The organism is Longimonas halophila (genome assembly GCF_002554705.1).
In the GTDB taxonomy this organism is placed as follows: Bacteria; Bacteroidota; Rhodothermia; order Rhodothermales; family Salinibacteraceae; genus Longimonas; species Longimonas halophila.
This window is the reverse complement of sequence record NZ_PDEP01000008.1, coordinates 22,471-49,454: the sequence shown is the minus strand read 5'-3', so window position 1 is coordinate 49,454 and position 26,984 is coordinate 22,471. Positions and strand designations below refer to the sequence as shown.

General features: G+C 60.6%; 19 protein-coding genes and 1 pseudogene. 10 read left to right on the top strand and 10 right to left on the bottom strand.

What is annotated here, in order from left to right; all coding sequences use genetic code 11:
- Positions 1 to 517 precede the first annotated feature (517 nt).
- Positions 518 to 3,103, bottom strand: a complete 2,586-nt coding sequence (locus tag CRI93_RS09390) for a zinc-dependent metalloprotease (protein WP_098062379.1) — start codon at positions 3,101 to 3,103, stop codon at positions 518 to 520.
- A 1,114-nt stretch (positions 3,104 to 4,217) separates the two neighbouring features.
- The gene (locus CRI93_RS09385; RefSeq protein WP_098062378.1) at positions 4,218 to 4,598 is read right to left on the bottom strand and encodes an endonuclease domain-containing protein; all 381 of its coding nucleotides are present in this window, start codon (positions 4,596 to 4,598) and stop codon (positions 4,218 to 4,220) included.
- 703 nt (positions 4,599 to 5,301) lie between these two features.
- On the opposite strand from CRI93_RS09385, the gene CRI93_RS09380 reads away from it, so the two are divergent.
- Positions 5,302 to 8,571, top strand: a complete 3,270-nt coding sequence (locus CRI93_RS09380) for a S41 family peptidase (protein WP_217992521.1) — start codon at positions 5,302 to 5,304, stop codon at positions 8,569 to 8,571.
- Positions 8,572 to 8,715: 144 nt separating this feature from the next.
- Here CRI93_RS09380 and CRI93_RS09375 read toward each other — a convergent pair whose 3' ends face one another.
- Together CRI93_RS09375 and CRI93_RS09370 are read right to left on the bottom strand one after the other, a co-directional pair.
- On the bottom strand, positions 8,716 to 9,135 hold the full coding sequence (locus CRI93_RS09375) for a hypothetical protein (protein WP_098062377.1): 420 nt from the start codon (positions 9,133 to 9,135) through the stop codon (positions 8,716 to 8,718).
- A gap of 62 nt (positions 9,136 to 9,197) precedes the next feature.
- A complete protein-coding gene (locus CRI93_RS09370; protein ID WP_098062376.1) occupies positions 9,198 to 9,401 on the bottom strand; it encodes a hypothetical protein in 204 nt (67 codons plus the stop codon).
- A 264-nt stretch (positions 9,402 to 9,665) separates the two neighbouring features.
- On the opposite strand from CRI93_RS09370, the gene CRI93_RS09365 reads away from it, so the two are divergent.
- Positions 9,666 to 11,168 (top strand): SDR family oxidoreductase, encoded by a 1,503-nt coding sequence (locus tag CRI93_RS09365; RefSeq protein WP_098062375.1) that lies wholly within the window; start codon positions 9,666 to 9,668, stop codon positions 11,166 to 11,168.
- 588 nt (positions 11,169 to 11,756) lie between these two features.
- Here the strand turns inward: CRI93_RS09365 and CRI93_RS09360 are convergent.
- Together CRI93_RS09360 and hisI are read right to left on the bottom strand one after the other, a co-directional pair.
- Complete coding sequence (locus CRI93_RS09360; RefSeq protein WP_098062374.1) at positions 11,757 to 12,257, bottom strand: TspO/MBR family protein; 501 nt, start codon at positions 12,255 to 12,257, stop codon at positions 11,757 to 11,759.
- A gap of 41 nt (positions 12,258 to 12,298) precedes the next feature.
- On the bottom strand, positions 12,299 to 12,691 hold the full coding sequence (gene hisI / locus CRI93_RS09355) for a phosphoribosyl-AMP cyclohydrolase (protein ID WP_176521812.1): 393 nt from the start codon (positions 12,689 to 12,691) through the stop codon (positions 12,299 to 12,301).
- 551 nt (positions 12,692 to 13,242) lie between these two features.
- Between hisI and CRI93_RS09350 the strand changes: the two genes are divergently transcribed.
- The 6 genes and pseudogenes from CRI93_RS09350 to CRI93_RS09325 all read left to right on the top strand — a co-directional run bounded on the left by CRI93_RS09350 (position 13,243) and on the right by CRI93_RS09325 (position 19,666).
- A complete protein-coding gene (locus CRI93_RS09350) occupies positions 13,243 to 14,817 on the top strand; it encodes a DEAD/DEAH box helicase (protein ID WP_176521811.1) in 1,575 nt (524 codons plus the stop codon).
- A gap of 458 nt (positions 14,818 to 15,275) precedes the next feature.
- Positions 15,276 to 15,530, top strand: a pseudogene (gene yidD, locus CRI93_RS09345) (membrane protein insertion efficiency factor YidD); the annotation flags it as partial.
- A gap of 157 nt (positions 15,531 to 15,687) precedes the next feature.
- Positions 15,688 to 16,371 (top strand): hypothetical protein, encoded by a 684-nt coding sequence (locus CRI93_RS09340; protein WP_098062370.1) that lies wholly within the window; start codon positions 15,688 to 15,690, stop codon positions 16,369 to 16,371.
- 146 nt (positions 16,372 to 16,517) lie between these two features.
- The gene (locus tag CRI93_RS09335; protein ID WP_098062369.1) at positions 16,518 to 18,203 is read left to right on the top strand and encodes an NAD+ synthase; all 1,686 of its coding nucleotides are present in this window, start codon (positions 16,518 to 16,520) and stop codon (positions 18,201 to 18,203) included.
- A gap of 57 nt (positions 18,204 to 18,260) precedes the next feature.
- Positions 18,261 to 18,866, top strand: a complete 606-nt coding sequence (ruvA, locus tag CRI93_RS09330) for a Holliday junction branch migration protein RuvA (protein WP_098062368.1) — start codon at positions 18,261 to 18,263, stop codon at positions 18,864 to 18,866.
- Between the two features lie 176 nt (positions 18,867 to 19,042).
- Positions 19,043 to 19,666 carry an NYN domain-containing protein gene (locus tag CRI93_RS09325; protein ID WP_098062367.1) on the top strand — a complete coding sequence of 208 codons (624 nt, stop codon included), beginning with the start codon at positions 19,043 to 19,045 and terminating at the stop codon, positions 19,664 to 19,666.
- A gap of 14 nt (positions 19,667 to 19,680) precedes the next feature.
- Here CRI93_RS09325 and CRI93_RS09320 read toward each other — a convergent pair whose 3' ends face one another.
- From CRI93_RS09320 to CRI93_RS09305, 4 genes are all read right to left on the bottom strand, one after another.
- The gene (locus CRI93_RS09320) at positions 19,681 to 20,286 is read right to left on the bottom strand and encodes a hypothetical protein (RefSeq protein WP_098062366.1); all 606 of its coding nucleotides are present in this window, start codon (positions 20,284 to 20,286) and stop codon (positions 19,681 to 19,683) included.
- Positions 20,287 to 20,472: 186 nt separating this feature from the next.
- Entirely contained in the window at positions 20,473 to 21,966 is a 1,494-nt protein-coding gene (locus CRI93_RS09315; protein WP_098062365.1) for a hypothetical protein, read from the bottom strand.
- A 409-nt stretch (positions 21,967 to 22,375) separates the two neighbouring features.
- Positions 22,376 to 23,578 carry a KamA family radical SAM protein gene (locus CRI93_RS09310; RefSeq protein ID WP_098062364.1) on the bottom strand — a complete coding sequence of 401 codons (1,203 nt, stop codon included), beginning with the start codon at positions 23,576 to 23,578 and terminating at the stop codon, positions 22,376 to 22,378.
- Between the two features lie 119 nt (positions 23,579 to 23,697).
- A complete protein-coding gene (locus CRI93_RS09305) occupies positions 23,698 to 24,756 on the bottom strand; it encodes a D-alanine--D-alanine ligase family protein (protein ID WP_098062363.1) in 1,059 nt (352 codons plus the stop codon).
- A gap of 124 nt (positions 24,757 to 24,880) precedes the next feature.
- Between CRI93_RS09305 and CRI93_RS09300 the strand changes: the two genes are divergently transcribed.
- Together CRI93_RS09300 and CRI93_RS09295 are read left to right on the top strand one after the other, a co-directional pair.
- Positions 24,881 to 25,219 (top strand): hypothetical protein, encoded by a 339-nt coding sequence (locus tag CRI93_RS09300; RefSeq protein WP_098062362.1) that lies wholly within the window; start codon positions 24,881 to 24,883, stop codon positions 25,217 to 25,219.
- 303 nt (positions 25,220 to 25,522) lie between these two features.
- Entirely contained in the window at positions 25,523 to 26,959 is a 1,437-nt protein-coding gene (locus CRI93_RS09295; RefSeq protein ID WP_098062361.1) for an OmpP1/FadL family transporter, read from the top strand.
- Positions 26,960 to 26,984 lie beyond the last annotated feature (25 nt).

The following is a 26,984-nucleotide window of genomic DNA, read 5'->3' as shown; positions in this document are numbered from 1 at the left end:
AGCTCAGACGGGACGGAGCCCCTCAACGGGAGCGTCATAAGGCAAAGAGGAGACCCGTAAGTCATGCTGGTTGCGCCTTGCGGCGAGCGTAGGGAGATGGGACGGGTCATGCCTGTTGTACCTTGCCACAAGGTGAGCACCATTTGCTGGGTGGGATTCCCCTCATCCTGTCCTTCTCCCCCCGGGAGAAGGGACTTGATACCTAAGGTAGTAGCCGGGGACTGGAGCACAGCGACGTTCCCGGCGTGTGTCCTGCCGACCACTGTCGTCACCGCTCGCGTCCTCGGCCTTCCTCGTCGTGCGCGGGACGCCCCCCCCGCTACTGATTTCTCCGACACGGAACGCCGACAGTAGCCCGGGACTGGGAGCGTAGCGGACGTCCCGGGCGAGTTCACGCGTCTCGGGCCGCGACGCCGCGCCAACGGGGGACCGTTGGCTCCAGTGGTATCAAAAGAAGCGCCCGCCTCCCTCCGAAGAAGAAAGCGGGCGTTGTAGTGTTTGAACCAACAGGAGCACATTAGGCGTCCAGCACCTCGTCGATCAGATGTTGCAGATGCGCGGTGTGGGCTTCGGTTTCGGCGTTGATGCCGGTCTTGCCGTCGATCATGTCGTTGATCTGCTGCACGCTGCGCAGGGCGGCGGAGCGTGCCACGTAGTCGTAGCTGTCGTTCTCCTCCTCATCCAGCACGCTGGCAAGCGCCTGCACGTACTCCACCTGCAGGTTCTGGCGGAACGTGTTCACGTCGCCATCCGCGTCGGCTTCGAAGATGGCCATCGTGAGGTCATCCATGTACTCGGCAAGTGGATACTCGTTGCCGTAGAGGCGCGCATCCGTCATCCGCGTGAGCACCGTGGGGTGCAGAATGTGCGCGAGCACCATCCGCTGCATGGCGAGCGCGCGGGCGTGGATTTTCGGGTCTTCGGTCGTGCCGAAGAAGTTGAATCCGCGGCGCTGCTGCTGCAGGTGGTTGTAGATCTCGTTCGGGATGTCGAACGCATCCGGCGCGAACAGGTGGGTGCGCAGTAGATCAAGCGCTGCCTCTTGCTCAGCGCGCGGCACGGGCGTGAACGGCTGCGTGGCGCCCGGCTGGTCGATCATGGCGCGTTCGCGGTACACCCCGCCGATGAAGCGCGAGGCCGAGTTCACCATGCTGCCCATCTCGCCGGTGAGGACCAGATACGCGTTGCGGAGCGGCTCATACGAGTCGCCCGATTCGTCGTACTTGTCGAGCAGCTCGGTCATCGTCTCCGACAGAATATCGAAGCGGCCCTCGGCGTATTCGACCGGGTCGCTGGAGATCGTATTGATCATCACGCGCGGGTCAATGCCCTTACCCGGACTCCGCATGTCGTCGGCGTCGTTGCCAAAGGCCAGCTCCGGCTCCGTGGAGCGGTTCAGGTGCGCCTGCATCTGATTCTCGTCGTTGAGGTCCGGATCGTATCCAAACTCGATAGCCCACGTGTCATACGCGCCCGGACGATCGATGAAGAACGTCTCCTGCGTATCCACATCGTCGGTCAGATGCACGGCCGGGTAGTCCATCACCGAACCGATGAGTCCCTGCTCGGCAATGACCTCGGGATCTTGCAGTTCCTCGGGCGAGAGCAGGTTGTGGGCCTGCATGTTGTGGTTGAGGCCGAGCGTGTGGCCCACCTCGTGCAGAATCAGGTAGTAGAGGCCCTGCTCTACGTATTCGGTGACCTCGATTTCGGAGGCATTCTGCGCCTGCAACACCTGCAAGCCCGTCAACAGATTCTGTTGCATGGTCGTGCCCAGCGCGCATCCGGCGTGATTGGCAGAGGCCGATTCGGCAGCGTGGGCCTGCATCTCAGCGAGCGACTGCTGCGCCCAGCTGGGGAGCGCGGCGGCATCAAACAGATCCTGCTGGCGGAGGCGGTTGGTCAGGTACACAAACTCCAGCATGATGTCGGAACCCAGGATCTGCCCGGTGTGCGGATTCACAAAGCTGGGTCCGTAGCCGCCAAACGGAGGCGTGGGCGAGGACGTCCACCGCAGCACGTTGTAGCGGATGTCGCCCGCGTCCCACTCGGCGCTGTCGGGCTGCACCTTCACCTCAATGGCGTTCTCAAAGCCCGCGGCTTCGAACGCCTCGTTCCAGGCGAGCGTGGCCTCGCGAATGGTTGGACGAATCTCTTCGGGCGTGGTGTTTTCGATCCACCATACGATGGGTTCGACCGGCTCAGAAAGCTCCGCTTCGGGATCCTCCTTTTCAAGGTGCCAGCGGTTAATCAGGTCACGATACGGCGTGGCGCTCGTGGAGGTCTGATTGTCGACCTGTTGCATGAAGTAGCCCACGCGCGGGTCATCAAAGCGCGGCGTGTAATCGGTGTCGGGCATCTCAATGAGGCTGTGCTGCACGGTAATGCCCACCGAGCGCGCATCGGTCACCGCATCGCCGCCGCCCGACAGGGGCTGCGGGTTGTCGTAGACGTAGTTGACAATGAAGTCCGTGTTTTCGGGATAGTTACGCACATCCGCATACCGCGTCTTGCTGCTGTTGAGTCCGCCCAGCGAGAAGGCCGTCGGCGGCTGTCCGGGCGACGGCGTCGGCTTCACCTGATGCAGCGCTTCGCTCAGGAACAGCTCGTCCGCATTGATGAGGTAGCGTCCGCCATCGGTGGTATCCTGCGCCACGATCTCTTGCGAGGCCAGGCGCGCCGGGCTGATGTTGGCCTCGGCGGCGCGGCTCAGGGCGTTGTCGGGATCGAAGTAGAACGAGGTGTTTACCTGTTCAAACTCAATCCGGTCGTAGTAGCGCTTCAGACGGAAAACCTCGTTATCCCGAAACTGGCCGCGAAAGTGCCCGGCCACGGGCGCGCCGTCTTCGGTAAAGGTAAAGTAGACATACTCGCCATCGAGCTGGTCCTCGCGGATCAGCATCTGAAGCGAGCCGTCGGTCGTGTCACGGTAGAGGGTGAAGAGGCCGTCCAGCTCTTCAGCAGATTCGACGGCCTCTTCGATGTCGGAGGTCGGCTCCGAGGCAGCCTCGGTACTGTCATCAGTCACCGGACGCGGGGCACATCCGGTAAGCAGCAGCGCCGAAAGCGCTACCAGGGCAGCAAAACGGTAAACAACGGTCATGATGTGTTGCAGCGGGTCTGTGGAGGGGCCTGTGTGTAACGCTAAAATATATGAAAGATATGGACGGATGCGTAGGCTGTGCTATGAATGACACGTGGATGTTACACAGAGGGCGTTCCTGTACCGCGAATTCGATTCGGGGCGCGCCATCGGCTCGCTTGTTTCGCACACCGCCTCATCTTCAGCGGCGGCGGTAGCCGATTCCACCCCTCAGTCGCTTACGCGACAGTTCCCCTCTCCAGGGGAGCGGGTTGAGGCCGTGCGTTCAATACTGTACCTCCCATCACGATGTCATCCTGAGCAAGGCAGCGGCAACAGCCGGTGCCGCATCGAAGGATCTCCCACACACTCGGCACAAGACCTCACTCTTCAGCGTCATCCTAACTCCCGACTACTGTCTGACACCCACCCCCTGTCGGAGGGAGAAATCTCGACGCCGTTCCCGCATGCTCACCACGCTCCATCTGTCCGAGCCACTGAGCGAACGCGTCACGCGACAGAAAGGGCTACGAGTGCGTGCGAGGCATGTATAGGAAAAATGGGTAGCTGTTAGATCGCAAGTGATGCCCCCCAAGCAGTCATACCGGACAAGGCGCTCTTGGCGCCGCTGATCCGGGATCCATTCGTCCCTCTGACAACGCCAATCACTTCAGTGTTAGCGACTACCGAAAAATGTATTTGCGAGGATACGCGCCATGAACGAACGGAATAGGCCCCTCATCCTGTCCTTCTCCCCGCGTATCTGTTTAGCGGGCTTCAATGATCGCCGGAGGCATTCCATGGGTTTACATGCTTCCCTTTCCCCTTTTTGTCACCTTGAGCGCATACCGACAGCCGTCGGTAGGAGTCGAAAGGTCTCCTACACCATCGGCACGGCATGCGCTCTACGACCATCGCTTCCTCCCTGGCAGAAGCAGGCGGCTCACGGGCCGAGGCCCCTCCACATGGGACCCCTCCACATGAAATGCTGCTTTAGATCCACCCCTCAGTCGCTAATGCGACAGCTTCCCTCTCCAGGGGAGCAGCTTGAAGCCGTGCCCTTCCACTTGTCTCCCCCTTCGCTGAAGGGGGATTAAGGGGGATGTTTGGTACACACAGCACAAAATCACTACAGTCACTGACTTCTTCTTTTACGCTCACAGCCATCAATGCAAGCATCAATCTCATACAGCACCTGCTCCAAATCTTTAAAGATGCGCGTTGAAGAAAATCGGAGCATAGTGATCCCAAGCGCCTCCAGTGCACGCTGTCGTTCCGCGTCAGAGCCATCGCCCTGTTCATAGTCATGCGTAACGCCATCCACCTCAATCGCCAGACGCAGCTGACGCGCATAGAAATCCACGATGTAACGCCCAATGATAAACTGCTGGTTGAAGGTGTAGCCACGCTGTTTCCGTCGCAGATGTGTCCACAGACGTCTCTCGCTCTTCGTCATGTTTTTCCGGAGTGCCCGAGCCAACGGACGCAGATTCCGGTCGTAGGGAAAACGAGTCATTGGTTTGTTTCTGTTGTTTTGTCTCTATTCTACATTGTACAGACGCATATCGCCTGTCATCGCAACGTAGCTCTGCATCTTTGTTTGCAACGTGCAAATGCTGGCTGTGGGCGCTCGTCCCCCCCTCAGTCGCTTGCGCGACAGCTCCCCTCTCCAGGGGAGCGGGTTGGGGGCTTGCTTTCAATACTGTACCTCCCCACCACCATGATGTCATCCTGAGCGCCGCAGATGCGCCAAGCATCTGCAGAGTCGAAGGATCTCCTCCACGTTCAGCACAATGCTTGCGTCCTCAGCATCTCCTGGATCCCGGATCAAGTCCGGGATGACTTGACTCGAAAGCTTCTCCCAACGCCCGCTCCACTCGTCGCAAGGCTCTGCCTTGTGACGCCCAACCAGGAGGCTCTGCCTCCGCAAGCACTCGGGGATGCAGGTACGCTCATCAAAAGCCTGAGAGCCTATCTTGATTTTTTACTTTGGCCAACCCAGGAGTACGTCCTCTACCCACGGCTGTCGGTATCAGGACGCTCCGAGCAGCCTCAATAGGCTGGGGCCGAAGGTAATGCCCCCGAAGCACGGCGCATCCCCAGCACCACGTGCCCCCTTCAATTCCCCAGAAATCCCGCTGGAAGCGGTTGCAACCCCGCCCGAAAGTTAGCATGTTATATTCCATTCGTTCGTTTTTCCCACACCCACCCACAGCCCTATGCTACGTGCTTCGCGCTTTCGCAAACTGGCAGGTCTGCTGCTCCTGCTTAGCCTTCCCCTGATGGCCCACGCGCAGTCGGGTAACGACGCGGGCACGCGCCTGCTTCAAACGCCCAGCGTACAGGGCGAAACCGTTGTCTTTGCCTACGCAGGCGAGATCTGGCGTACGCCGCTCAATGGCGGAGACGCCGAGCGACTCACCAGCTTTGCAGGCGTGGCCTCGAACCCGCAGCTCTCTCCCGATGGATCGCAGGTCGCGTTCTCGGGACGCTACAACGGACAGACCGATGTCTACGTGATTCCAGTAGAAGGCGGCCCGCCTGAGCGCCTCACGTACCACCCCGGCACCGATACGGTGCAAGGCTGGACGCCCGACGGATCGCAGATTGTCTTTGCATCAGCGCGCGACTCGGCCCCCGCCTCCTACCAGCGGTTCTGGACCATTGGCGTGGGCGATGCCACCCCCGATCCGCTGCCCATTCCGCGGGGCGATGTGGGCGGGTTCGGTCCCGATGGTGAGCGCTTTGTCTACCAGCCCATTACGCGCTGGCAAGACCACTGGCGCGGCTACCGGGGCGGACAGGTGCACCCGATCTGGATCCTGGATATGGAGACGTATGAGCACACCGAACTCCCCTTCGAGGGCACCATCGATACGCAGCCGGTGTGGGCGGGCGATACGGTCTACTTCCTCTCCGATCGGGCCGACAACATGGTCATGAACGTCTATGCCTACAACGTCGCCGACGAATCGCTTATACAGGTCACCGAACACACCGAGTTCGACGTCAAGTCGCTCGATGTGGATGGCTCGACGCTTGTCTACGAGCAGGGCGGCTACCTGCACCGGCACGATCTGCAGCAGGATACGCAGGCCCAGCTTGAGGTGACCGTGCGCGGCGACTTTCCGTGGGCGCGCGAGCAGTGGAAGGAAGTGGGCTCCATGGCCACGAATGCCGACCTCTCGCCTAATGGCGTGCGCGCAGTCATCGAAGCACGTGGCGAAATCTTTACTGTCCCTGCTGAAGACGGCTCGTGGCGCAACCTCTCGCAGGCCTCCGATGCAGCGGACCGCTACCCGGCGTGGTCGCCCGACGGCTCGCAGATCGCCTGGTTCACGGATCGAAGCGGCGAGTACGCGCTGCGCATCACCAACCAGCAGGGCGGCGAAGCCCGCAGCATCCCCCTGCCCAACGACGTGTTCTACTACCGCCCGCAGTGGTCGCCCGATAGCGAACGCCTCCTCTTTACTGACACCGACCGCAACCTGTGGGTGCTCGATGTGGAGAGCGAAGAAGCCACGCGCATCGACCAGGATCTGTACACTCCGCCCGGACGCACCATGAATCCGCAGTGGTCGCCCGACGGCGAGTGGATTGCCTATGCCAAGCGCCTCGACAGCCAGTTTCGGACCGTCTACGCGTACTCGCTGGAGGATGAGGAGGCGATCGCGATGAGCGACGGCATGGCCGATGCCGTGAATCCGGTGTGGGATGCGAGCGGCGACTATCTCTACTTCATGGCCAGCACCGACTACGGCCTCAACACCGGCTGGCTCGACATGAGTTCGTACGAACGTCCGGTGGAGCGCAGCGTCTACCTGACGGTGCTCGACAGCGACACGCCCTCGCCCCTCCTGCCCGAGAGCGATGAGGAGGCGACCAGCGATTCCGAAGAAAACGGCGACGCAGACAACGGATCCGACGAAGAGATGGAGGTCCGCATCGACCCTGAGGGGCTGGCACAGCGTACGCTGGCCCTGGACCTGCCCGCGCGGATGTATATGAGCCTGGATGCGGGTCCGGCCGGCACGGTGTTCGTAGGCGAGTCGGTGCCCAACGCGCCTGGCCTGCGCATCCACCAGTACCAGCTGGATACGCGGGAGGCCCAGCCGTTCCTGGAGGGCGTGACGCAGTTTGAGGTTGCGCACTCTGGCGAGCAGGTCTTGTACCAGGCGATGGGGCAGTGGGGCATTGTACCCACCGCGCAGCCGCCCTCACCCGGCGACGGCGCCATTGACCTGTCGGGCGTGCAGATGCCGGTGACTCCGATGGCCGAGTGGCAGCAGATCTTTGACGAAGCGTGGCGCTTTCATCGCGACTATCTGTACGTGGAGAACTACCACGGCCTCGACTGGCAGAATATCTACGACCTGTACGCCCCGTGGGTCGACCATGTGCGACATCGCGAGGACCTGAACTACGTGTTGGAGCTGATGGTGGGCGAGCTCTCGCTGGGCCACACCTACGTGGGCGGCGGCGACCTGCCCAGCACAGAGGGGCCGGGCACGGGGCTGCTGGGCGCCGACCTCGAAGCCGATGGCGAGCGCTACCGCATCGAACGCATCTACGACGGCGAAGCGTGGAATCCGGACCTGAACGCGCCCCTCCGCGCACCGGGCATCAACGTAGAAACGGGCGACTACATCTTAGCAGTGGAAGGCCGCCCGCTCACCACCGACATGAACCCCTACGCGCCCTTTGAAGGCACTGCGGGTCGCCCCGTTACCCTGCTTGTAAACGACGAGCCGACAACCGACGGTGCGCGCGAGGTTATGGTGGAACCGGTGGACAGCGAATCGGGGCTGCGCACCCGTGCCTGGATTGAAAGCAACCGCCGCTACGTCGAAGAACAGTCCAATGGCGAGTTGGGCTACGTCTACGTGCCCAACACGGCCCAGGCGGGCTACGACGCGTTCAACCGCTACTACTTTGCGCAGCAGGACCACGGCGGCATGGTCATCGACGAGCGCTTCAACGGCGGTGGCTCGGCTGCGGACTACATGGTGGATATCATGTCGCGCGAGTTGCATGGCTTCTTTAACAACCCAATCGCCGAGCGCACGCCCTTCACCACGCCGGGCGCAGGCGTGTGGGGGCCCAAAGTCCTGATCGCTAATGAAGCAGCGGGCTCGGGCGGCGACCTGCTGCCTTACCTGTTCCGCCGCATGGAGATCGGTCCCATTGTGGGCCGCCGTACCTGGGGCGGACTCGTAGGGATTTGGGATACGCCGCCGCTCTTGGATGGCGGAACCCTGACCGTGCCCCGAGGCGGATTCTTCGACCGCGACGGCAACTGGGCGGTGGAGAATGAGGGCGTATCGCCTGACATTCCGGTCGTGCAGACGCCGCGCGAGGTCATTGAGGGCGAGGATCCGCAGCTTGACCGGGCGATTGAGGAAGCCATGATGCGATTGCCGGAGGAGGACCCCGTCCTCGACGAGCCCGCACCGCCCGTCCGTGCCCCTCGTGCGCTGCCGGACGAGTAACGTAGCGTCATGCATAAGACAGACCTGACAGGTCTCTGAATACCTGTCAGGTCTTGGCTATCGCACCAACTAAAAAAGGGACAGCCGTTTGCAGGCTGTCCCTTTTGCTATGCTGGTATGGTTTCCGATGCAGTGCCCCCGCGGTCAGTCATCGCCGCGACGCAGAAGCCAGAGTAACAGCCCCACGCCCGTAATGAGCAACAGCGCCGTAGCCACAGGATTGCGGGCGGCGCTCTCGCGGGCAGGCACCGACGGATGCACCTCAACATTGCCCAGGTTCAGCAGGCGCGACACCGCATTCGGACGCGCATCGGCCCCCAGGCGCACAACGCGCTTGTGATTAAGCATCACATCAAGGGTCAGATCCACTTCCGCCAGGAGATCGTTCACGTAGGCGGCTGTGGCTCGCGGTGTGTCGCCGTACGGCGTCTTCGTGATAAGGCGGCGCGCGGTGGCCAGCGATGGCACATCCACCACAACGCGGCGTCCGTCGCCACGTACCGCAACGTATTCGCCGTCAACGGTAAGGTCCAAATCGCCGAGTACGTCAAGCGGAGTTGCCATGTCGAATCACACCGGATAGAGAAAAGCCAATGGCGGAGCAGCGGCGTTGCATCGGGCCGTCGTTATGCATCGTCGCGGGTGCGGATGCGGAGCGTGCCGTTCATTTTCCACTTGGCGTATTCCGCTCCAGATCCTACTTTGCTGGGCACTTCGAGCTCGAAGTTGTCAAACTCGTACGAGATCTCAGCGCCGCGCCCGGTCAGCTTATCGTACAGTCCGATAGCGAGCTCGGGCCACGTTTGGGTGTCTTCTTTTTTATCAGCCATAACAAGGGGGAAGGTTTAAGAGAGCGTGTCGAAAGGAAGTCATGTGTTGCAGTAGCATAGATGAACGATGTATGATGCGGGTCCCTGCCAGATGGGATGTTGTTGTAATGCGGATGCGCCGGTGGGGCTGTGCGTCGTTGCAGGAGCAGGGCGAACAGCATCGTTGCATCTGGCTGTGTTTCATTTTGGTCGTCCTGCAAACCGTACCCGGTACCAAGCATTTCATACATCCATTGATTTGCTTCTCAACTGGCCGCGCTTCTCATGGCTTCTGCTCCTCAAACAGTGCTCGTTACGGGTGCTACCGGATACGTAGGTGGACGCCTCGTGCCGTGCTTGCTGCGCGAGGGCTACCGCGTGCGCTGCTTCGTGCGCGACGCCGACCGCCTGCACGCACAGCCCTGGCACGACCGCGTCGAGGTCGTAACAGGGGATGCCCTCAAGCCCGACACGCTCCCCGGCGTATTCGACAGCGTCGACGCGGCGTACTACCTGATCCATTCGCTGGGTAGCGGCACCGAGTTTGCCGAGCGCGACCGTCGCGCGGCCACTAACATCCGCGAGGCCGCCGCATCCGCAGGCGTGCAGCGCCTCATCTACTTGGGCGGCATTCGTCCGAAGGGCGAGCGCCTCTCGGATCACCTGAAAAGCCGCATGGAAACCGGCGACGTGCTCCGCGACGGCTCCATTCCCGTCACCGAGTTTCGGGCAGCGGTCATTGTGGGCTCGGGCAGCCTCTCGTTCGAGTTGATTCGGTATCTCACCGAGCGCGTACCCATTCTCATCTGCCCGAAATGGGTGCAGACGCCGACGCAGCCTATTGCCATCCGCAACGTGCTACAGTACCTGGTGGCTGCGCTGGAGCAGCCTGAAAGTGCCGGACGCGTCATCGAGATTGGCGGCTCGGATGTGCTGACCTATGGCGACATGTTTCAGCGCTACGCGAAGGCACGCGGCCTGAACCGTCCTATCGTGAACGTGCCCTTTCTTACGCCCGGGCTGTCCTCGCACTGGGTCGGACTGGTCACGCCCATCTCCAACCAGATTGCGCGTCCGCTCATCGAGGGGCTCGACAACGAGGTCACGGTCGACAACCCCGAGGCGGCGCGTCGGTTGTTTCCGGAGATAGAGCCCATCTCGTACGAGGCGGCCGTGCGGCTGGCCCTGCGGCGCTACGCCTCGAACGACATCCCCACCGTGTGGAACAGCGCCGTCTCCTCGCATCCCCGTGGACGCCTGGTGGACGTGTCGCTCGAAACCACGCAAGGCCTCATCAAGGAAACAAGGCAGGTGCAGGTCCAGGCGGAGGCGGAGCAGGCCTTCGCGGTGATTGAAAGCCTCGGCGGCAAAACGGGCTGGCTCTACGGCAATGCCCTCTGGCAGCTACGCGGCTACCTGGATCAGCTCATGGGCGGGATTGGGTACCGCAAGGGGCGCCGCCACCCCACCACGCTGCGCGCCGGCGACACGGTCGACTTCTGGCGCGTGGAAGACATCGACCGTCCACACCTGCTGCGCCTTCGCGCCGAAATGACGATGCCGGGCCGCGCCTGGATGCAGTATGAGGTGGAGCCGGATGGCACCGGCACCTCCGTCGTTACGCAGACCAACTTCTTTGAACCGCGCGGCCTGTGGGGCACGCTCTACTGGTATCTGCTCGCGCTGCCGCATAGCCTGCTGTTCTCGGGGATGCTCAACGCCCTGCGCGACCGCATTGAGCAGAACGCTCAGCAAGAGCGCGCCGAGCGCACTGCGGTGTCGGTGTGAGCGTTCATACAGCCAACGCGGGACGTGTCCAGTCCCGCGCTACGGGCGCTTTTGGGGATACGTGGCGGACAAAGCATGCCGATAGCCGGGGACTGGCACGTCCCCGGCGCGTCTTGCGTGGGTTCGGCATCGCTCGCATCTCTGGCGATCTTCGTACGCAGGATCTACCGGCTTCCGTACGGGGCAGAGCCCCTAAATGAGGACGTCACAAGGCGGAGCCTTGCGACGAGTGGCGCCTTCTGCCCAACGCTTTCTCCTGCTGTCAACGCTCCTGCGTTGACGGAAGCATGAGGACGCTCCCGCGTCCGCTGAGTCGTCACGGCGCATCCTCAGCGGTGCTTGTTTCATCTACCCCTCAGCCGCTAACGCGACAGCTCCCCTCTCCAGGGGAGCGGGTTGGGGTTTGCGCCATCCTTCTTACACTTCCCCCACCATGATGTCATCCTGAGCGCCGCAGATGCGCCAAGCATCTGCAAAGTCCGGCCGCTGTCGCCCCGACTACTGTCGGTGGAAGGATCTCCTGCACGTCGAGCACGATGCCTGCGTCGTCAACGCCGCTCCCGCATCCGCGCCGTCTGGTGCGGCCGCTCAGTTCATCATCCAGAGCGTACCGTTGAGCAGTGTGGCGTACATGACCCAGAACAGATACGGGATCAGCAGCCAGAAGGCGGTTACGCTAAGCGGGTAGAAGTGCTTGAGCGTCCACCGGATGGCCAGGAGCAGCGCAATGATGACAACGAGGCCGCCTGCAATGGATTGCATCCCAAAGAAGACGAACGACCATGTACCGTTGAGTACGAGCTGCACAAGAAATGCAGTGCTGGCTCCTTTTACACCGGGAGTAGACCACCCGCGACGCAGCACCAGATACCACGCACCGGCCATCATGGCGTAGAGTGTAATCCATACTGGCGCGAAAAGCCAATCGGGGGGCGTAAAGAACGGCTTGTTGAGGGTGGGATACCACGTCTGTACCGGGCCCTGCGTTACGTATCCCGCCAGCGCGCCTACGCCTTCGCACAGCACCAATGCGCCCACAAACAGCGCAATGTGCCAGGCCGTGCTTCGTTCATTCGTGTCGGTAGCCATGGGTGTATGAAGGGTAATCTGAGGGAGGCGAAGGTCCGTGCCTATGCGCCATAGACTTCATCAGGATCGAAGACTTTGGTGCCGTCATGCACGAGCGAGCCGTCGCGCTCCACCCGGCGATAGAAGCACGACCGGTGTCCGGTGTGGCACGCCGCGTCGCCGACCTGCTCGACTTGAAAGAGCAGCACATCGCCGTCGCAGTCGAGGTGTGCGGCCTGCACGCGTTGCACGTTGCCACTGGTTTCGCCCTTGCGCCACACCGCCTGTCGCGAGCGGCTCCAGTACACCATGCGTCCGGTTTCCAGCGTTTCCTTGAGCGTTTCGGCGGTCATATACGCCATCATGAGGACGTCGCCGGTGTCGTGGTCCTGCGCAATGGTAGCCACCAGGCCGTCGTCATCGAACTGAACCGCGTCGAGTAGGTCGTTGGGCACGGGCATGTGAGGGTTGATTCACAGAAACACGGGACGATCCGTACGCACCGCCGATTGGTTCGTTGCGCACACGATCGAGGAGTGGATGGGTGTTGAGTGATAGCCCTCTCAATAAAAGTCTTTCCTGAGGTGAACGGTCCGTATCTGTTTAGCGCAGAAAGAAACAAGGGCAAGCGCGTCGCCCCAGGCCGCTCCCCTGGAGAGGGGAGCTGTCGCGCAGCGACTGAGGGGTGGATCTGAAGCAGCACTTCATGTGGAGTTGTCCCAGCCCGTGGGACGCTTCCAATCTCCGTCTACAGCCCCGCCGCTCAACTCTGCGCAGTGTTCGCGGGAAGCAGACGCGCCCTCCACATCCCCCACGCGCCCGCCGCTTATACATAGGTGTAGTTTCCGCACCTGGGTCGTCCGACTCGATTGGAGGAGCCGACGCCCCACATTTCTACGTGCGGCCTGTGGCTCATTGCTTGTACAGGACGAAGTGGCGGATCATATTTGCACATGGCCGCCAGCTCCCATCTCTCGGCCTTTCGTTCTGTATTGCTTCCTCGTTTATGTCTACCCCCTTTGCAGCCCTCGGGCTGAGTTCCACGCTCGCCGATACCGTACGCGATCGTGGCTACACCACACCCACCCCCATTCAAGAAGCGCTCATTCCCTCCATGCTCGCCGGACGCGACGTGGTGGGCCAGGCCCAGACGGGCATGGGCAAAACCGCGGCCTTTGCACTTCCGATGATTCACAATCTGGGCGAAGGTACCGGCACGCTGCGCAGTATTGTCGTGACGCCCACGCGTGAACTCGCCAAACAGGTGGCCGAGGCGGTCTACGCCTACGGCAATCGCCTGGATATCCGCGTGCTGCCCATTTACGGCGGACAGCCGTACCAGCGCCAGACCCGACGCCTCAACAAGGGCGTCGATGTCGTTGTGGGCACGCCCGGACGCATGCTCGACCTGATTCGCAAGGGCGCACTTGACCTGAGCGCCGTCGAAGTGGCCGTGCTCGACGAGGCCGACGAGATGCTCAGCATGGGCTTTATCGAGGATATCAAATCCATCCTCGCAGCCACGCCCGATGCGCGCCAGACGGCGTTCTTCTCGGCCACCATGTCGAACGATTTTCAGCGGCTGGCCAAGCAGCAGCTCGATAATCCAGCCTCGTGCCGCCTGGAGCCGGAAGAGCGCACCGTATCCAGCATTGAGCAGCGCTACTACCCGGTTGCGAACAAGCGCGATCGCACACCAGCACTCATGCGTCTGTTGGAGACCGAAGACATCACCAGCGCCATTGTGTTTGCCCGCACGCGCAACGACACCTTCCGCCTGGCCGACACCTTGCAGTCGAAGGGATACAATGCTGGTGCGCTTAACGGCGAAATGGATCAGCCCGAGCGCCAGCGCATGCTCGACCGCTTCCGCAACGGCGACATCACCATTCTGGTGGGCACCAACGTGGCTGCGCGCGGACTCGACATCGACCACGTGTCGCACGTGTTCAACTACAACCTGCCGCGCGATCCGCAGGTGTACGTGCACCGCGTGGGCCGTACCGGGCGCGCCGGACGCTCGGGCACCGCGCTTACACTCGTGACGCCCAACCGTCGCAAGCGCCTGAAGCAGACGGAGCGGCACATCAAACGCACCATTGAGCGCACCGACGTGCCAAGCGAGGCCCAGGTGCAGGCCCACCGCGACGCCACCCTCCGCGCCGAAGTGGCCACCTGGATGGCCGCCCACGACTCCCGCCGCGAGCGCGACATCATCGACGCCCTCGTTGACGAAGGCCACGACCCGGCGGCCATTGCCGCTGCTGCCCTCCACGAGGCCCGCACGCGGCGCAAAGCGGCCCAGCGCACGGATACATCCAAGCAGACAGCCCCGCCTGCCGACTCGCACGAAGACGGCATGGTGCGCCTGCGCCTGAACACCGGCGCGCGCAACAACACGCGTCCGGGGCAGGTCGTCGGCACGCTGGCCAGTGCCACCAAGATGCCAGGAAGCGCCATCGGACGCATCGACATTCACCCCAGCCACACCATGGTGGATGTGCCCAGCGAGTATGCCCAGCAGGTGCGCGCCAAAAGCGGCAGCTACAAGATTGGGCGCCAGCGCGTGCGCGTCGAGTAGCCCTCACGCTCCAACACATCAGAAAGAAACGCAGCAGCCCGGCCCTTTCCGAAGGAGCCGGGCTTTTTTTGATGATAAAGATCTGACAGGTCTCGGAAGACCTGTCAGATCTATTTGGACCCTAATTCTCACTCCTGGTAAGGCGCTCTATCACCACAGAGCTGGAAACGAACGTAGTAATACCGGATGCGAGACTTCGATGTACACGTTTGGTTGGAGGCCGCCCGGGATATCCGCACCCCACGAGCACTCGGTCACTGCGTTCCCAGCGCTTCGCTCCTGATCCCGGACTAAAGATTCACAGCTTGCAAACACCTGTACGATGATCCTACGCAGATGGTATAAGTTATGCCCGTAATCGAACGGCGCGGACGTCTCCGGCGGCGCTGATATGGCAGTTTCCATTGTATGGCGGATACGTCGAATCTCTGTGGAAATGACAGGCGTACACATCTCCTATGGATACCATACGCACCGTCATTTTTCGTTGGGCGCGCAGGCTCTGGCGGCTGCCCCGCTACGTGCTGCTGGGCCTGCTGTGGGTCTACCGGACGGCGATCTCGCCGTTTACGCCGCCCAGCTGCCGCTTCCACCCGACGTGCTCGTCGTACGCTGAGCAGGCGCTACGTGAGTATGGAGCGGTGAAGGGGCTGATCCTTACGCTGTATCGCATTGGGCGCTGCCATCCGCTGGGCGGCTCGGGCTACGACCCGCCGCGCTGGTTTGGGGAAGAACCGCCGCCTCGCCCCGCACAAAAAACCCCATCTTCTGATTTCGACTCGCCGTAATGGCCGGTTGCACGGCCTCCTTTACGCATGTGTGATTGCTCCCGTTGTCTCCCGGTGACAGCTACAACTCCCCGCAATCCGCATGGCGATACTGAACCAAAACGACGCTGTATATTTCATTGGCGCACTCGCTAAAATCGGCTTAGACTATGTGCGCTGGACACAGCTTGTGCCCATGCTCATTGGGTGGTTTCTGGCGTTTGCGTTCACGCTCCCCACGTTGTACGGCGGCGTAATTGCTTTTCTGCAGGACGCCCTTTTGTATGCTGCGCGTCTGCCCATGGCAATAGCCCATGCTCTGATACTTCAGGCGGCCGAAGAAGAAATGGCTACGCAGGCTGTTGATACACTGGGAGCGCTCGCTCTTAATGCATCTCCCGTTCTCTCTCAAGCCGCACCCATAATCATGTGGCTCCTTACGGCGCTGGGCATGTGGGCAGCACACACTGTTTGGATTGCTGTCTTCGGAACGCGCCGCACCCGCTCGCTCCGTCAACGTCTTGTGTGGCTCTTCTGGGCCATTGTGGGATACATGGCTTTTGTCCAGTTAGGACTCTGGACAACCGCAGCGCCCGAAGAACTGGGCGATCCAAACGAAACCCGATTTGTCTTGCTGGTCATTACACCTATCCTTCTAACAGGCGTGAGCGTGTGGGGACTTGTTGTTAGTACCATCGTTGACGGCATTCAAAAACCCATCAACCGTTGGGTGACTACACATGCTGCCAATGACTCCCTAACGCGCTCTGAGTCCGTACGTCAGTAGCCCCGGCACACCGAACTATCCAGCTCGACCGCCTTCGATTTCCTGAACTGCCCTTCTTCGGTTCCGGAACGTGTCAACCGGGCGATGGCGTTGCACCTCCTGATGTCAATTGGGCTTTCTTCTGCTCACGAACCCTTTACCTGCTAATGACGCTTGCCCTTGCTCAAATCAACCCGACCGTTGGCGACCTTGACGGCAATTGCCAGCGCATTGTGTCGTATGCCGAACAGGCCGCCGAGGCGGGGGCCGACCTGGTGGCGTTTCCGGAGCTCTGCCTCACAGGCTACCCACCACAGGACCTGTTGAGCAATCCGCTTTTCATTGAGGCGGTGCAGGAGGCCATTGCCGAGCTTGCAAGCACGATCCCCGCAGGCATCGGCGTTATCGTGGGGGCCCCGCTACCAAACCCCGACCCCGAGGGCCGTCCGCTCTACAACACGGCGCTACTGCTGGAGCGCGGGGCCGCGGAGGCCACCGTCCGCTCAAAGGCGCTGCTGCCCACCTACGACGTATTCGACGAAGACCGCCACTTTGAGCCCGGCCCCGAGGCACAGGTCGTGTCGTGGCGCGGGATGCGCATTGGGCTGCACGTGTGCGAAGACATGTGGAACTGCAATCCGAATGTGCCGCATCGCCGCTACACCCGCGATCCGATTGCCGAACTTGCCGAGCAGCGTCCCGACTTCTTGCTGAACATCAGCGCATCGCCCTTTTCGATGGGCAAGGCTGCCGAGCGCGAAGCGCTGCTTGAAAGCGCCACCACGCAGCACAACGTGCCGTTCGCGTTTGTGAACCAGGTGGGCGCCAACACCGAGATTGTGTTCGATGGCAACAGCCGCGTGTATACGGCGTCAGGCACATGCGCTGCTGCCGGAACGCCGTTCGACGAAGACCTCGTGGTGGTCGATCTGGATGCTCTTACGCCCACCCCACCGCCTGCCCGTAACGATATTGCGGACCTGCACGATGCGCTGGTGCTTGGCATCCGCGACTACTACGAGAAAACGGGCATCTTTGAGAAGGCACTCGTGGGGCTGTCGGGCGGCATCGACTCGGCGGTGACGTGTGCGCTGGCCACCGAAGCGCTGGGTCCCGACCGCGTACTCGGCGTGACCATGCCGTCGGAGATTTCCTCGGAAGGCTCGGTGACCGACTCCGAGCAGCTGGCGCGCAACCTGGGCATCGACTTCAAGGAGATCCCGATTGCTCCCGCCGTCGACGCCTTCGACCACATGCTTGCTGATACTTTCAGCGGCACCGAACCCGGCGTGGCCGAGGAGAACATCCAGTCGCGCAGCCGGGGCATCACGCTCATGGCGCTCTCCAACAAGTTTGGGCACCTGCTGCTGTCTACCGGCAACAAGAGCGAGATGGCTGTCGGGTACGTGACGCTTTATGGGGATACGAATGGCGGTGTCGCGGTGCTGTCGGATGTCTTGAAGACGAAGGTCTATGAGCTTGCCAACTACATCAATAGCAAAGCCGGAACCGACCGCATCCCCCAAAACACGATCGACAAACCGCCGTCGGCTGAGCTGCGTCCCGATCAGGAAGACACCGACTCGCTGCCCGAATACGCAGTGCTCGACACGATTCTGGCGCGCTATGTTGAGGAGATGGAGGAGGCGGGCACCATCATTGCCGAAACCGGCTACGACCCGGACCTGGTGCATCAGGTGCTGCGCATGGTCGACCAGAACGAGTACAAGCGGCGTCAGGCGCCTCCGGGCATCCGTGTCACCGACAAGGCGTTTGGTATGGGACGGCGCATCCCGATTGTGATGAACTGGGACCGCGAGGCCGCGCAGTCCGCTGCCCGCCCCGCCGCATAGCGCTCCAGGCACCTTAGGTGGGCCCCTTCGTTTCTGTTTGGTTTCTACGCTGATGGTATGATTACGTACGTTTCGGGCACGCTCGTCGAAAAAACGACCGAGCAGGCGGTGGTGGATATAGATGGCCTCGGCTATGCCATTGACATTCCAACCTCGACGTTCCAAGAGCTGCCCGACACGGGCGAGTCGGTGCATCTGTACACGGTGCACTACGTGCGCGAAGACGACATTTCGCTGTATGGCTTTGCCACCAAGGCCGAGCGCACCTTGTTCAACACTATGCGCGGCGTGTCGAGGGTGGGTCCGAGTCTGGCGCTGTCAGCGCTCTCCGCGATGTCGCCACGTGCGCTGCGCGACCATGTGCTGAACGGCGATACCGCGCGCCTGAAGGAGATTTCGGGCGTAGGGCGCAAGACGGCTGAGCGTCTCATTGTGGAGCTACGCGATCCGCTCTCGGAGATGGATCTGGGCGGCTCCCGCGCTGCGTCTACGGGCTCGTCGGATGCAAAAGCCAGCGCCCGCGCCGACGCTCTCGCGGCCCTCGAATCGCTGGGCCTGTCGCGTGCCGATGCTGAGCGCGCCATCCGCGTGGTCCTGCGCGACAATGCCGACATCGACTCGGCGGATGCGCTGGTCCGCAAAGCGCTCAAGGTGGAGCGATAGGGCGTTGCGGGACGGGAACTTTTACATTATTACTTCTTTTCTGTCACTGTAATCCGTCAACGCCGGTAGGCCGGCATTTATCTTTGGCCTCTCCCCAACTGCTTCATCTAAGGGGAGAGGCCTTTGTATTTTACCGTATACCTTATCTCACTTTGTAGATCAACTCTCACTTACTAATGAAGCAGACTGCCGTACTGCTTGACCTCGGATTTGTAATCCACAAACTGTATCGCGCGTTAGGTAAGCGTCAGGCTACCGCGAACGAGGTTCGACAATTTGCACACGAATGTATCGACGATGCAGAAGAGGAGCTCTTCCGCATTTACTGTTACTACTGTCCGCCTTATGGAGAAATAGAAACCCATCCGATTACAGGCGAAGAGGTTGACTTCAGTCGTACTGACACGTATGCCAGTAAACGCGCATTCATACGTGACCTTGAGATCGCCAAAAATGTTGCATTCCGGAGTGGAGAACTATCATTCGATGGATGGAAGGTCAAAAGAAGATCCGCACGCGACCTTGCCTCATCGGGACGTGGTATTACAAAAGACGACTTTGCACCGGATCTAACTCAGAAGCGTGTTGATATGAAAATCGGACTGGATGTGGCATGGCTTTCCAGCAAGTCAATTGTTGAACGTCTGGTTCTTGTGACTGGTGATAGCGATTTTGTCCCTGCTATGCAGTTTGCTCGCCGTGAAGGGGTTCAGGTTATTCTCGTGACGATGGGTCATCAGCAGATTAAGCGAGAACTTAAGGTACATACCGACGAAATTAGATCAGTAGCATATCCGTAGGCCCCAAAACCTCATCACGAAAAGTGGAACACATACGTGATGGCCCGCAGGTGCTCGCCGTCCCAACTGAGCCGCAGGTCGGCAGCCCCCTGCTGCACGTTTTCGTACACCCAGATCCCGTTTTCTACGCGCTGCGGCGCCCCCAACTGCTGGCGCACCGCCTGCTGGGCCATGTCTACTCGTAGGCCATTCGGATCTGCGTAAAATGACGCCAAGAGTTGCAATTGAATGAGAAAGCTGTGGGCATCATCACTTCGGATATACACCCGCGCCTGCAGCGCAGGATAGTACAGCGTACGCACCGTATCCACCTGTCCCGCAGCATAGGCGTTGTCGACCGTCTGTGCCGTTACCCGCTGCGGGGGACCCAGTCGGTGCACGACCGCTTCGTACGAGGTGGGCTGTCGTCCTTGCAGGGCCGCCTCAACGAGTTGCTGAACTGCATCTGGTGTCGGCCGCGCTGCTGTGGATTCGTCGGGCGCTTCTGGAACCGGCGGCGCGGGCATTACCGAGGGCTCAGGACGCTCGGGCGCTCGGGCACTGCTTCCACATCCCCCCAGGAGCACGCTTCCCACCGCGATCAGGCCGACCGTCCAAACAGCAAAGGAGCGCATCATCATGCAAGGTTAGTGATGACAAACAGAAGACACGGACAGCCCTACCTGCATCCGTAACGCACCGGATTGGGCATGGAACCTGTTTTGTTTTTTGAGGAGACGACAGGCTTTCATGCTTGCTCGTATGACCGCGCCAAGCGTAACACAACAGCCGTGTCCGGAATCGGTCTCGGACGCATAGAGCATCCCTCAGTCAATAATTACCGGCGCCCCCGACTTGTAGGCCTCGTGGAGCGCCTCCATACCCTCGCCCCGAAAGTCGCTGGCTGTTTCGTGGCGCTGTCCCATCACGGTAACGCCAATGCTTACGCCTCCCTTTAGCAGTCCCGTTGCCCGAAGCATCCCCCGGTGCACCGTGAGCGTCCATTCTTCTACGTCTTGTACGTGGGCGCGATGGAAGACGCCATAGGTGAGTTCGCCAAAGCGCTCAACCCGCTGGTTCGGGGCAGCCTCCTGTAACGTCTCATACAGCAACTGCTCCGCACGTTCGACGGTATCTTGGCCTTGTTCGGCAATCATGTCGGCACGGTTAAGATGGACCAGTGCAAGGGCGAGCGGTGCTTCTGCCGCATAAGCCTCTTCCATCTCTTCCGCTACAATTTCAATGCGTGGGCGCGGCCCCTGTCGTTCTACCTCGGGCGAGGGCGTGGTCATGTCCACCATCTCATCCTCTGCTGCTGCAGACTCCGAAGATCCGCTCTCTTGTGTCTCGGCCGTGGCAGTGCCGCTTCGGCTGTCTCTATCGGTTGAGGGGATCGACGGCCCAAGTGCAGTTGGATCGTATCCCAACAGATGACCCAACATAGATGCCCCTTGCGCAAGCAGTCGCTTCGTATGCTGGTGTGGAAGCGGCACATCAGCATCCCCATCGGCGAGCAAAAAGTAGGTAGCCGACTGCTGGGCGTGCTGAATAGGAGCCACAGCTACATGTTGCAGGGAAGGCGCATCGTCGGAATAGTAGTTCAGCGCTTCGCGCAGGCGCGGCTCATCGCCAAGGCTGCGCACCGTAACGTCGGCGTGCGACATACGGGCGGTAACCAGCGGCACCGGAGCCGAGAAACTGCCGCTCCGCTGCACCGCAGTAGCCGCACTGTCGAGCCCGGCAATACGATACTCCAACGCCATCTCTTCCTGAACGAGCAGCGCCACCGTATGGGCCTGCAGGCTGTGGCGCAGTGCCCGCACAAACGCCTCCACACGGGGATCGCCTGCGGGGTCCGGCGTTTCATCGGCCTCAACAGCTTCCTTAGCCGTCTGCGCCGCCGAACCAGTGGAGTCCTTAGCACCCTGCGCCGTCTTGCCGGCGTTACCCTGCGATGCGTCACGCGTTTGCGCAGCTTTCTGCCCTGAGGACGATTCTGCCGTAGCGGGGCGAGGGTCTTTTTGCTCTTGCGTGCTCGGCGGGGCAGCCTCGGTGCCGTTTGACGAGGCACTGTTAGACGTATTCGCATCGGAGCGCTCCGTCATGGGACGTACCGACGAAAGCCCCAGCGCGTCCCGATCTTCGTTTCGGGATGCCTGCGACGAGGGTTTCGGTCCATGACGCAGCCATAGCTGGTACACAACAAGGCCTAACGCCACGCCGCCTGTACCGCCAGCCGTGGCATACAGCCACGACTGGCCTGTGGCAAACGCCAGCACAGCCAGAAGCACGGCCAGTCCAGCAAGAATGAGTCGAATCATATAAACGCGAGTGACGGACCAAGAATCCGGCTTATGATACACGATGAACAGCGGTAACGCAACCAACACCGCCTGCACCGCAGGGACACAATGCTATGTGCACCTTTCTTTCACAAATACTTAGCACCTGCCCCAGTTCTCGTTTTATGGCGAGAGCGAGTGCCGATGGCACAAATCGTTTCCCTAAGTTAGCGTACGATGGATACAGCGAGGCGTTGTGCTCCTTTTCACTCGTCAGTCACTGCGCTTGTGTCTCGGTTCCTCCCAATGGCTATCGGCATATGCGCTGAATGACGAAGTCGGGGAAGAAGTTAGATGCTATGCCCCGCAACTTAAGTTGCATATATTATGCCTTACGCAATGCTGTACGAGGCACGCTGCGCAGAAGTGCCACCTCGCATATTCTGATCTATACAGCCGCAGGGCGCTGAGCCGTAGAGGCGACGGTCTCTGCGGCTTCGGGATACGGGATGCGAGGCAACATATCGGAATGTGCGTACGACGCCGGGAGTGGATTGGGTTCGGCCCAGACCGTGCCGTTATATGTCTCCATCACCACATAATCTCTCGCGCGACCGCGCACCCACGACCGGTTCAGCGGCACCTTACCGTAGGGCGTGTCGAGCACATAGGTCGGAATCGCAAATCCGGTGGTCTGGCCCCGCAGCGCCTTCATCAGATGCATGCCCGTTTCAACAGGCGTGCGCAAGTGCCCCGTACCGCCAATGACTTGCGCCTGGTACAGGTAATACGGACGCACCCGCATGGCCACAAGTCCCTCACAGAGCGCTTTCATCGTCTCCACATCGTCATTGATTCCGCGCATCAGTACGGTTTGGTTGCCCACAGGAATGCCGGCTCGCAGCAGCCGGTCTATCGCCTCATCAGCATCCGCGGTCAGTTCGTTGGGATGATTAAAGTGGGTGTTGATCCAGAGCGGAGTGTACTGGGCCAACAGGTCGCACAGCTCATCGGTAATGCGGTATGGCAGCTTTACGGGCATGCGCGTGCCGAAGCGAACAATCTCGACATGGTCGATGGCCGTGAGCCGCGTCAGTAGCCACTCCAGATGCGCGTTGTTGAAGGTGAGCGGATCGCCGCCTGTGAGCAGCACATCGCGGATAGCGGGGGTGTCGGCAATGTAGTCAATAGCCTTTTGCAGTTCGCCCGTGCGCAAAAAGAAGTCGGCATCACCCACCATGCGCTTACGCAGGCAGAAGCGGCAGTACACCGCGCATTCTGCCGTCACACAAAACGCCACGCGGTCGGGGTAGTTGTGCACCAGATTCTTCACCGGCGAGTGCGCCACTTCCTGCAGCGGGTCGAGCTCGTTGACCAGGTCATCCTGCATCTCGTTGATGTGCGGCACGACCTGTTGCCGTACCGGACACGCAGGGTCGTCTGGATCCATCAGCGCGGCATAATACGGCGTGATATTCCACCGAAAGACCGGCTCCGTCTCCGCGACCCCCTGGCGCTCGGCCTCAGTGGGCCGAATCCAGTCCGTGAGGTCATTGAGCGTGTGGATGCGGTGACGCATCTGCCAGCGCCAGTCGGTCCATTCCTCCGACCGATCGGCAGCAATATGGGGACGCGAGGGGGAACACGTCATGCAGAATCAGAACAAAAGGTTAGCATCAAAACAGACAGCCGGGCACAGCGCATTGCATCTCCTATCTCGTTACCCACAGCACACCGAGCACGGCGTAGCGAGCGCTGCGTCCTGTGTACTTATAACTCGGCCAGGGAAATCCCACTGGAAAGCGGGTCTCTGTTTGCAAGCGGGTACACACCCAGCCGTTTCAGTCCTGCTGCAATCACATCCGCCAGGAGATCGGGATACAGGCGGTTCATTAGTTCGGCGATGATCGCGAAGGTGCCGTCGGGCGCAAATGTGGGGAGCGGGTTGATCTCCAGAAAGTACGGCGTGCCATCCGCATCCACCCGAAAGTCGAGGCGCGCCACATCGCGACACTCCAGCTTCTGATAGAGGCGCAGTGCATCGCGGCACAGGCGGGTTTCAAGGGATTCAGAGAGCGTGCCCGCAATAGTGTAATCCCATTCACGGTCTGGAGCGCCGCGCCGTTCCAGCGCATGCACGCCGATGCCAGTGGTAGGCTCTACCGCACGTTGCAGCACGGGCAGCGCACGGGGCGGGTCGTTGCCTACCACGGCGACGGTGAACTCGCCTCCGCCTTCGATGAAGGCTTCTACGATCACGTCTTGCCGGTATAGCGCCGTCTGCCGATTCACCTCGTCGCGTAATGCATCGAGGGTATTCACTTTGCTGACAGGCATAATACCCTTGGAGGTGCCCTCGTAGCGCGGTTTTACGAAGAGCGGAAACGGTGCCGGAAGAGCATCTTTGTTGGCAGCATCTGCCCCCGAAAACACCGTCCACGGCGGCGTTTTGACGCCCGCGCGAACTGCCAGGTCTTTGGTTGTCGCTTTGTCGAGGGTGAGTGAGAGCGTGAGCGCATCAGATCCCCACTGTGGGATGCCTGCCAGTTCCAACAAGATGGGAGCATGTGCCTCCCGGTTGCGCGTGCCCTGCCCCTCGGCAATAGTCAGGGCCGCATCGAGAGCGAGCCCAGTGCATAGCCGGTCCTGTAGCGCGCGAGCCGGTCCTACGCGCACGGGTTCGGCGCCACACTGGCGCAGCGCTTCTTCGAGCACATCAACGGTTTCGATTGGCTCGAACTCGGCATCCGCATCGGGCGGATCCTCATTGCTCCAGGTATAATCGGAGAACACATCGTAGATCAAACCAACACGTGGTGGGGGAGCCATGTAGAACTAAACAATTTAGTGCAAACACGCTAATGCAACCTCAATCCGGGCTGCTGCGTGGTGGTATTGCCGGATGTACACGGAGTTGCAGCCTCTCATTTTTCATCACCGACCTTTGGTTGCCATGGAGCACCCCGACCAGAAAGCCCTTCTCGTCCGCGTAGCAGGCGATTCTGTCCACGGTCTTACGACACTCAACGAACATCTGTCGAATGGATGGCGCGTGGTTGAGACGACCCCGCTGGGGGGTGGCCATGCAACCGAGACGGTGGCCCTCGTCGTTATCGAGCAACAGCGATCGCCAGATACACAGGCTATGCCCGTAGCCGAACGCCAGGCGCAGCCTGCCGAAGACGACATCATGCCGGAAGTCGAGTCGCCTGTAGAGGGCGACGGCGCCACCCCTAACGCCGACCCCGGCGACCCTGACATCGATGTGGCCTCTGAAGACCCCGCAACGTAAGAATCCACCACGTAGCGGGGACTCTACTTTGCCGCTTCCAGCCCAACTCCATCCTAATGGCACTGCCTTCTAATGGCGCGGCCCGACGCCACGGCCGTTTTCATACCCTACTGTCCTATTTCTGGATACATCTCATAGAGCATGTTGCTTTTGCCCGTGTCAGATAGTACCATTGTTACGATCTGTTAATGACTAAACACTGTTAAGTGCCACACGCACTGGCCCAATCGCCGTCTCACTTGGTGGTTGGCTGTGCCCACGGCCAGCGCCTACCCATCCTGTCCACTATCACCTTGATCGATTATGATCTCTTATTTGCTATGCTCCATCCGGAAGCGCTTTGTTGATGCTGCGCCTTACGGCGTGCTTGCTGCCGTTGCCACCGTGCTCTTGCTCTGGGGACTGGTTCCCGCATCCAGTGCAGCCCAAGGGTTTGGTGTCTACGAACAAGGCACCTGCGTTATGGGACGCGCCGGAGCCGGGGTCGCTACCTCATGTGGGGATGCGTCAGACATTTTCTTCAATCCCGCTGGCCTCTTAAGCACGCAGGGCACTACCGTAAGCCTGGGTACTACCATCATTGCAGCAGGCGGCTCCTTTACCGACGACTATACGCAGCAGACAACAGATCTGCAGAACAGCCCCATTCCGGCCCCGCACCTGTATGCCTCACACCGGCTCTCGCCTGATCTGGCACTTGGCTTGGGCGTGTTCGTGCCGTACGGGCTCGCCACCGAATGGGACCGCGACTTTGAGGGGGCCTTTGAAGGGTACGACAACAGCGTCGAGTCCATCTACATTCAGCCGACCGTGGCCTACCAGTTGACTGATCGCATTTCAGTGGGCGGCGGACCTAATATAGTGATGGGAACGGTAGAGTTGAATCAGGTTGTGGATTTGTCCGACCAATCTCTACCTGGTAGTGACACCAGCTTTGGAGCTATCGGCGTTCCGTTTCACACCGCTTTTGCTGACTCAAAACTGGAGGGGGACTGGGCGTTTGGACTGGGCGCACATCTGGGCGTCCAGGTAGAAGCCACAGACCGCGTTCGGTTTGGCGCACGGGTGATGGCTCCTGTTGAGCTCAATTATACCGGAACGGCCACCTTTAGCCAGATCAGTACTGGTCTGCCTACGACCCCGCAGCTATCCGAAATTCTGGGACAACCTGTTACAGTCTTTCCCGACTTAGATGCCCTCCTCCGCGGTCAGTTTGACGATGGAAACGCGCTGGGAACACAAGAAATTGAGACCTCCCTCACGATGCCTATGCAGGTCGTGTTGGGAACGAGCGTAGAGGCCACCGACCGCCTCACGCTCATGGTCGACTATCAGTGGACGCAGTGGTCGAGCTTCGATCAGATCGTGATTGAGTTTGAGAACCAGGAGGATCCTGTGGTCCGCAACGAAAACTATGGCGATACCAACGCCATTCGTGTGGGTGCCGAGTACCAGCTTACTGACACGTGGTCCGTACGAGGCGGCTACCTCTTCAATCAGGCAGCCGCTCCCGACGAGGTCGTAACGCCGCTGCTCCCTGAAAACGACCGCAACCACCTTACGCTTGGCGCGGGCTGGCAAGCAAGCGACCTGCTGCGCGTGAATGCGTCGTACCAGTACCTGGGGCAGAACGACCGGCGCGGACGTACGCGCGGTTTGTCTGAAGGCCGCCCGGACACAAACGGGCTCTATAGCTTCGACGCCCACCTGTTTGGACTCACAGCCACGTTCTCGCTGTAACCCACCGCTCTTTCGTATCCTGCCG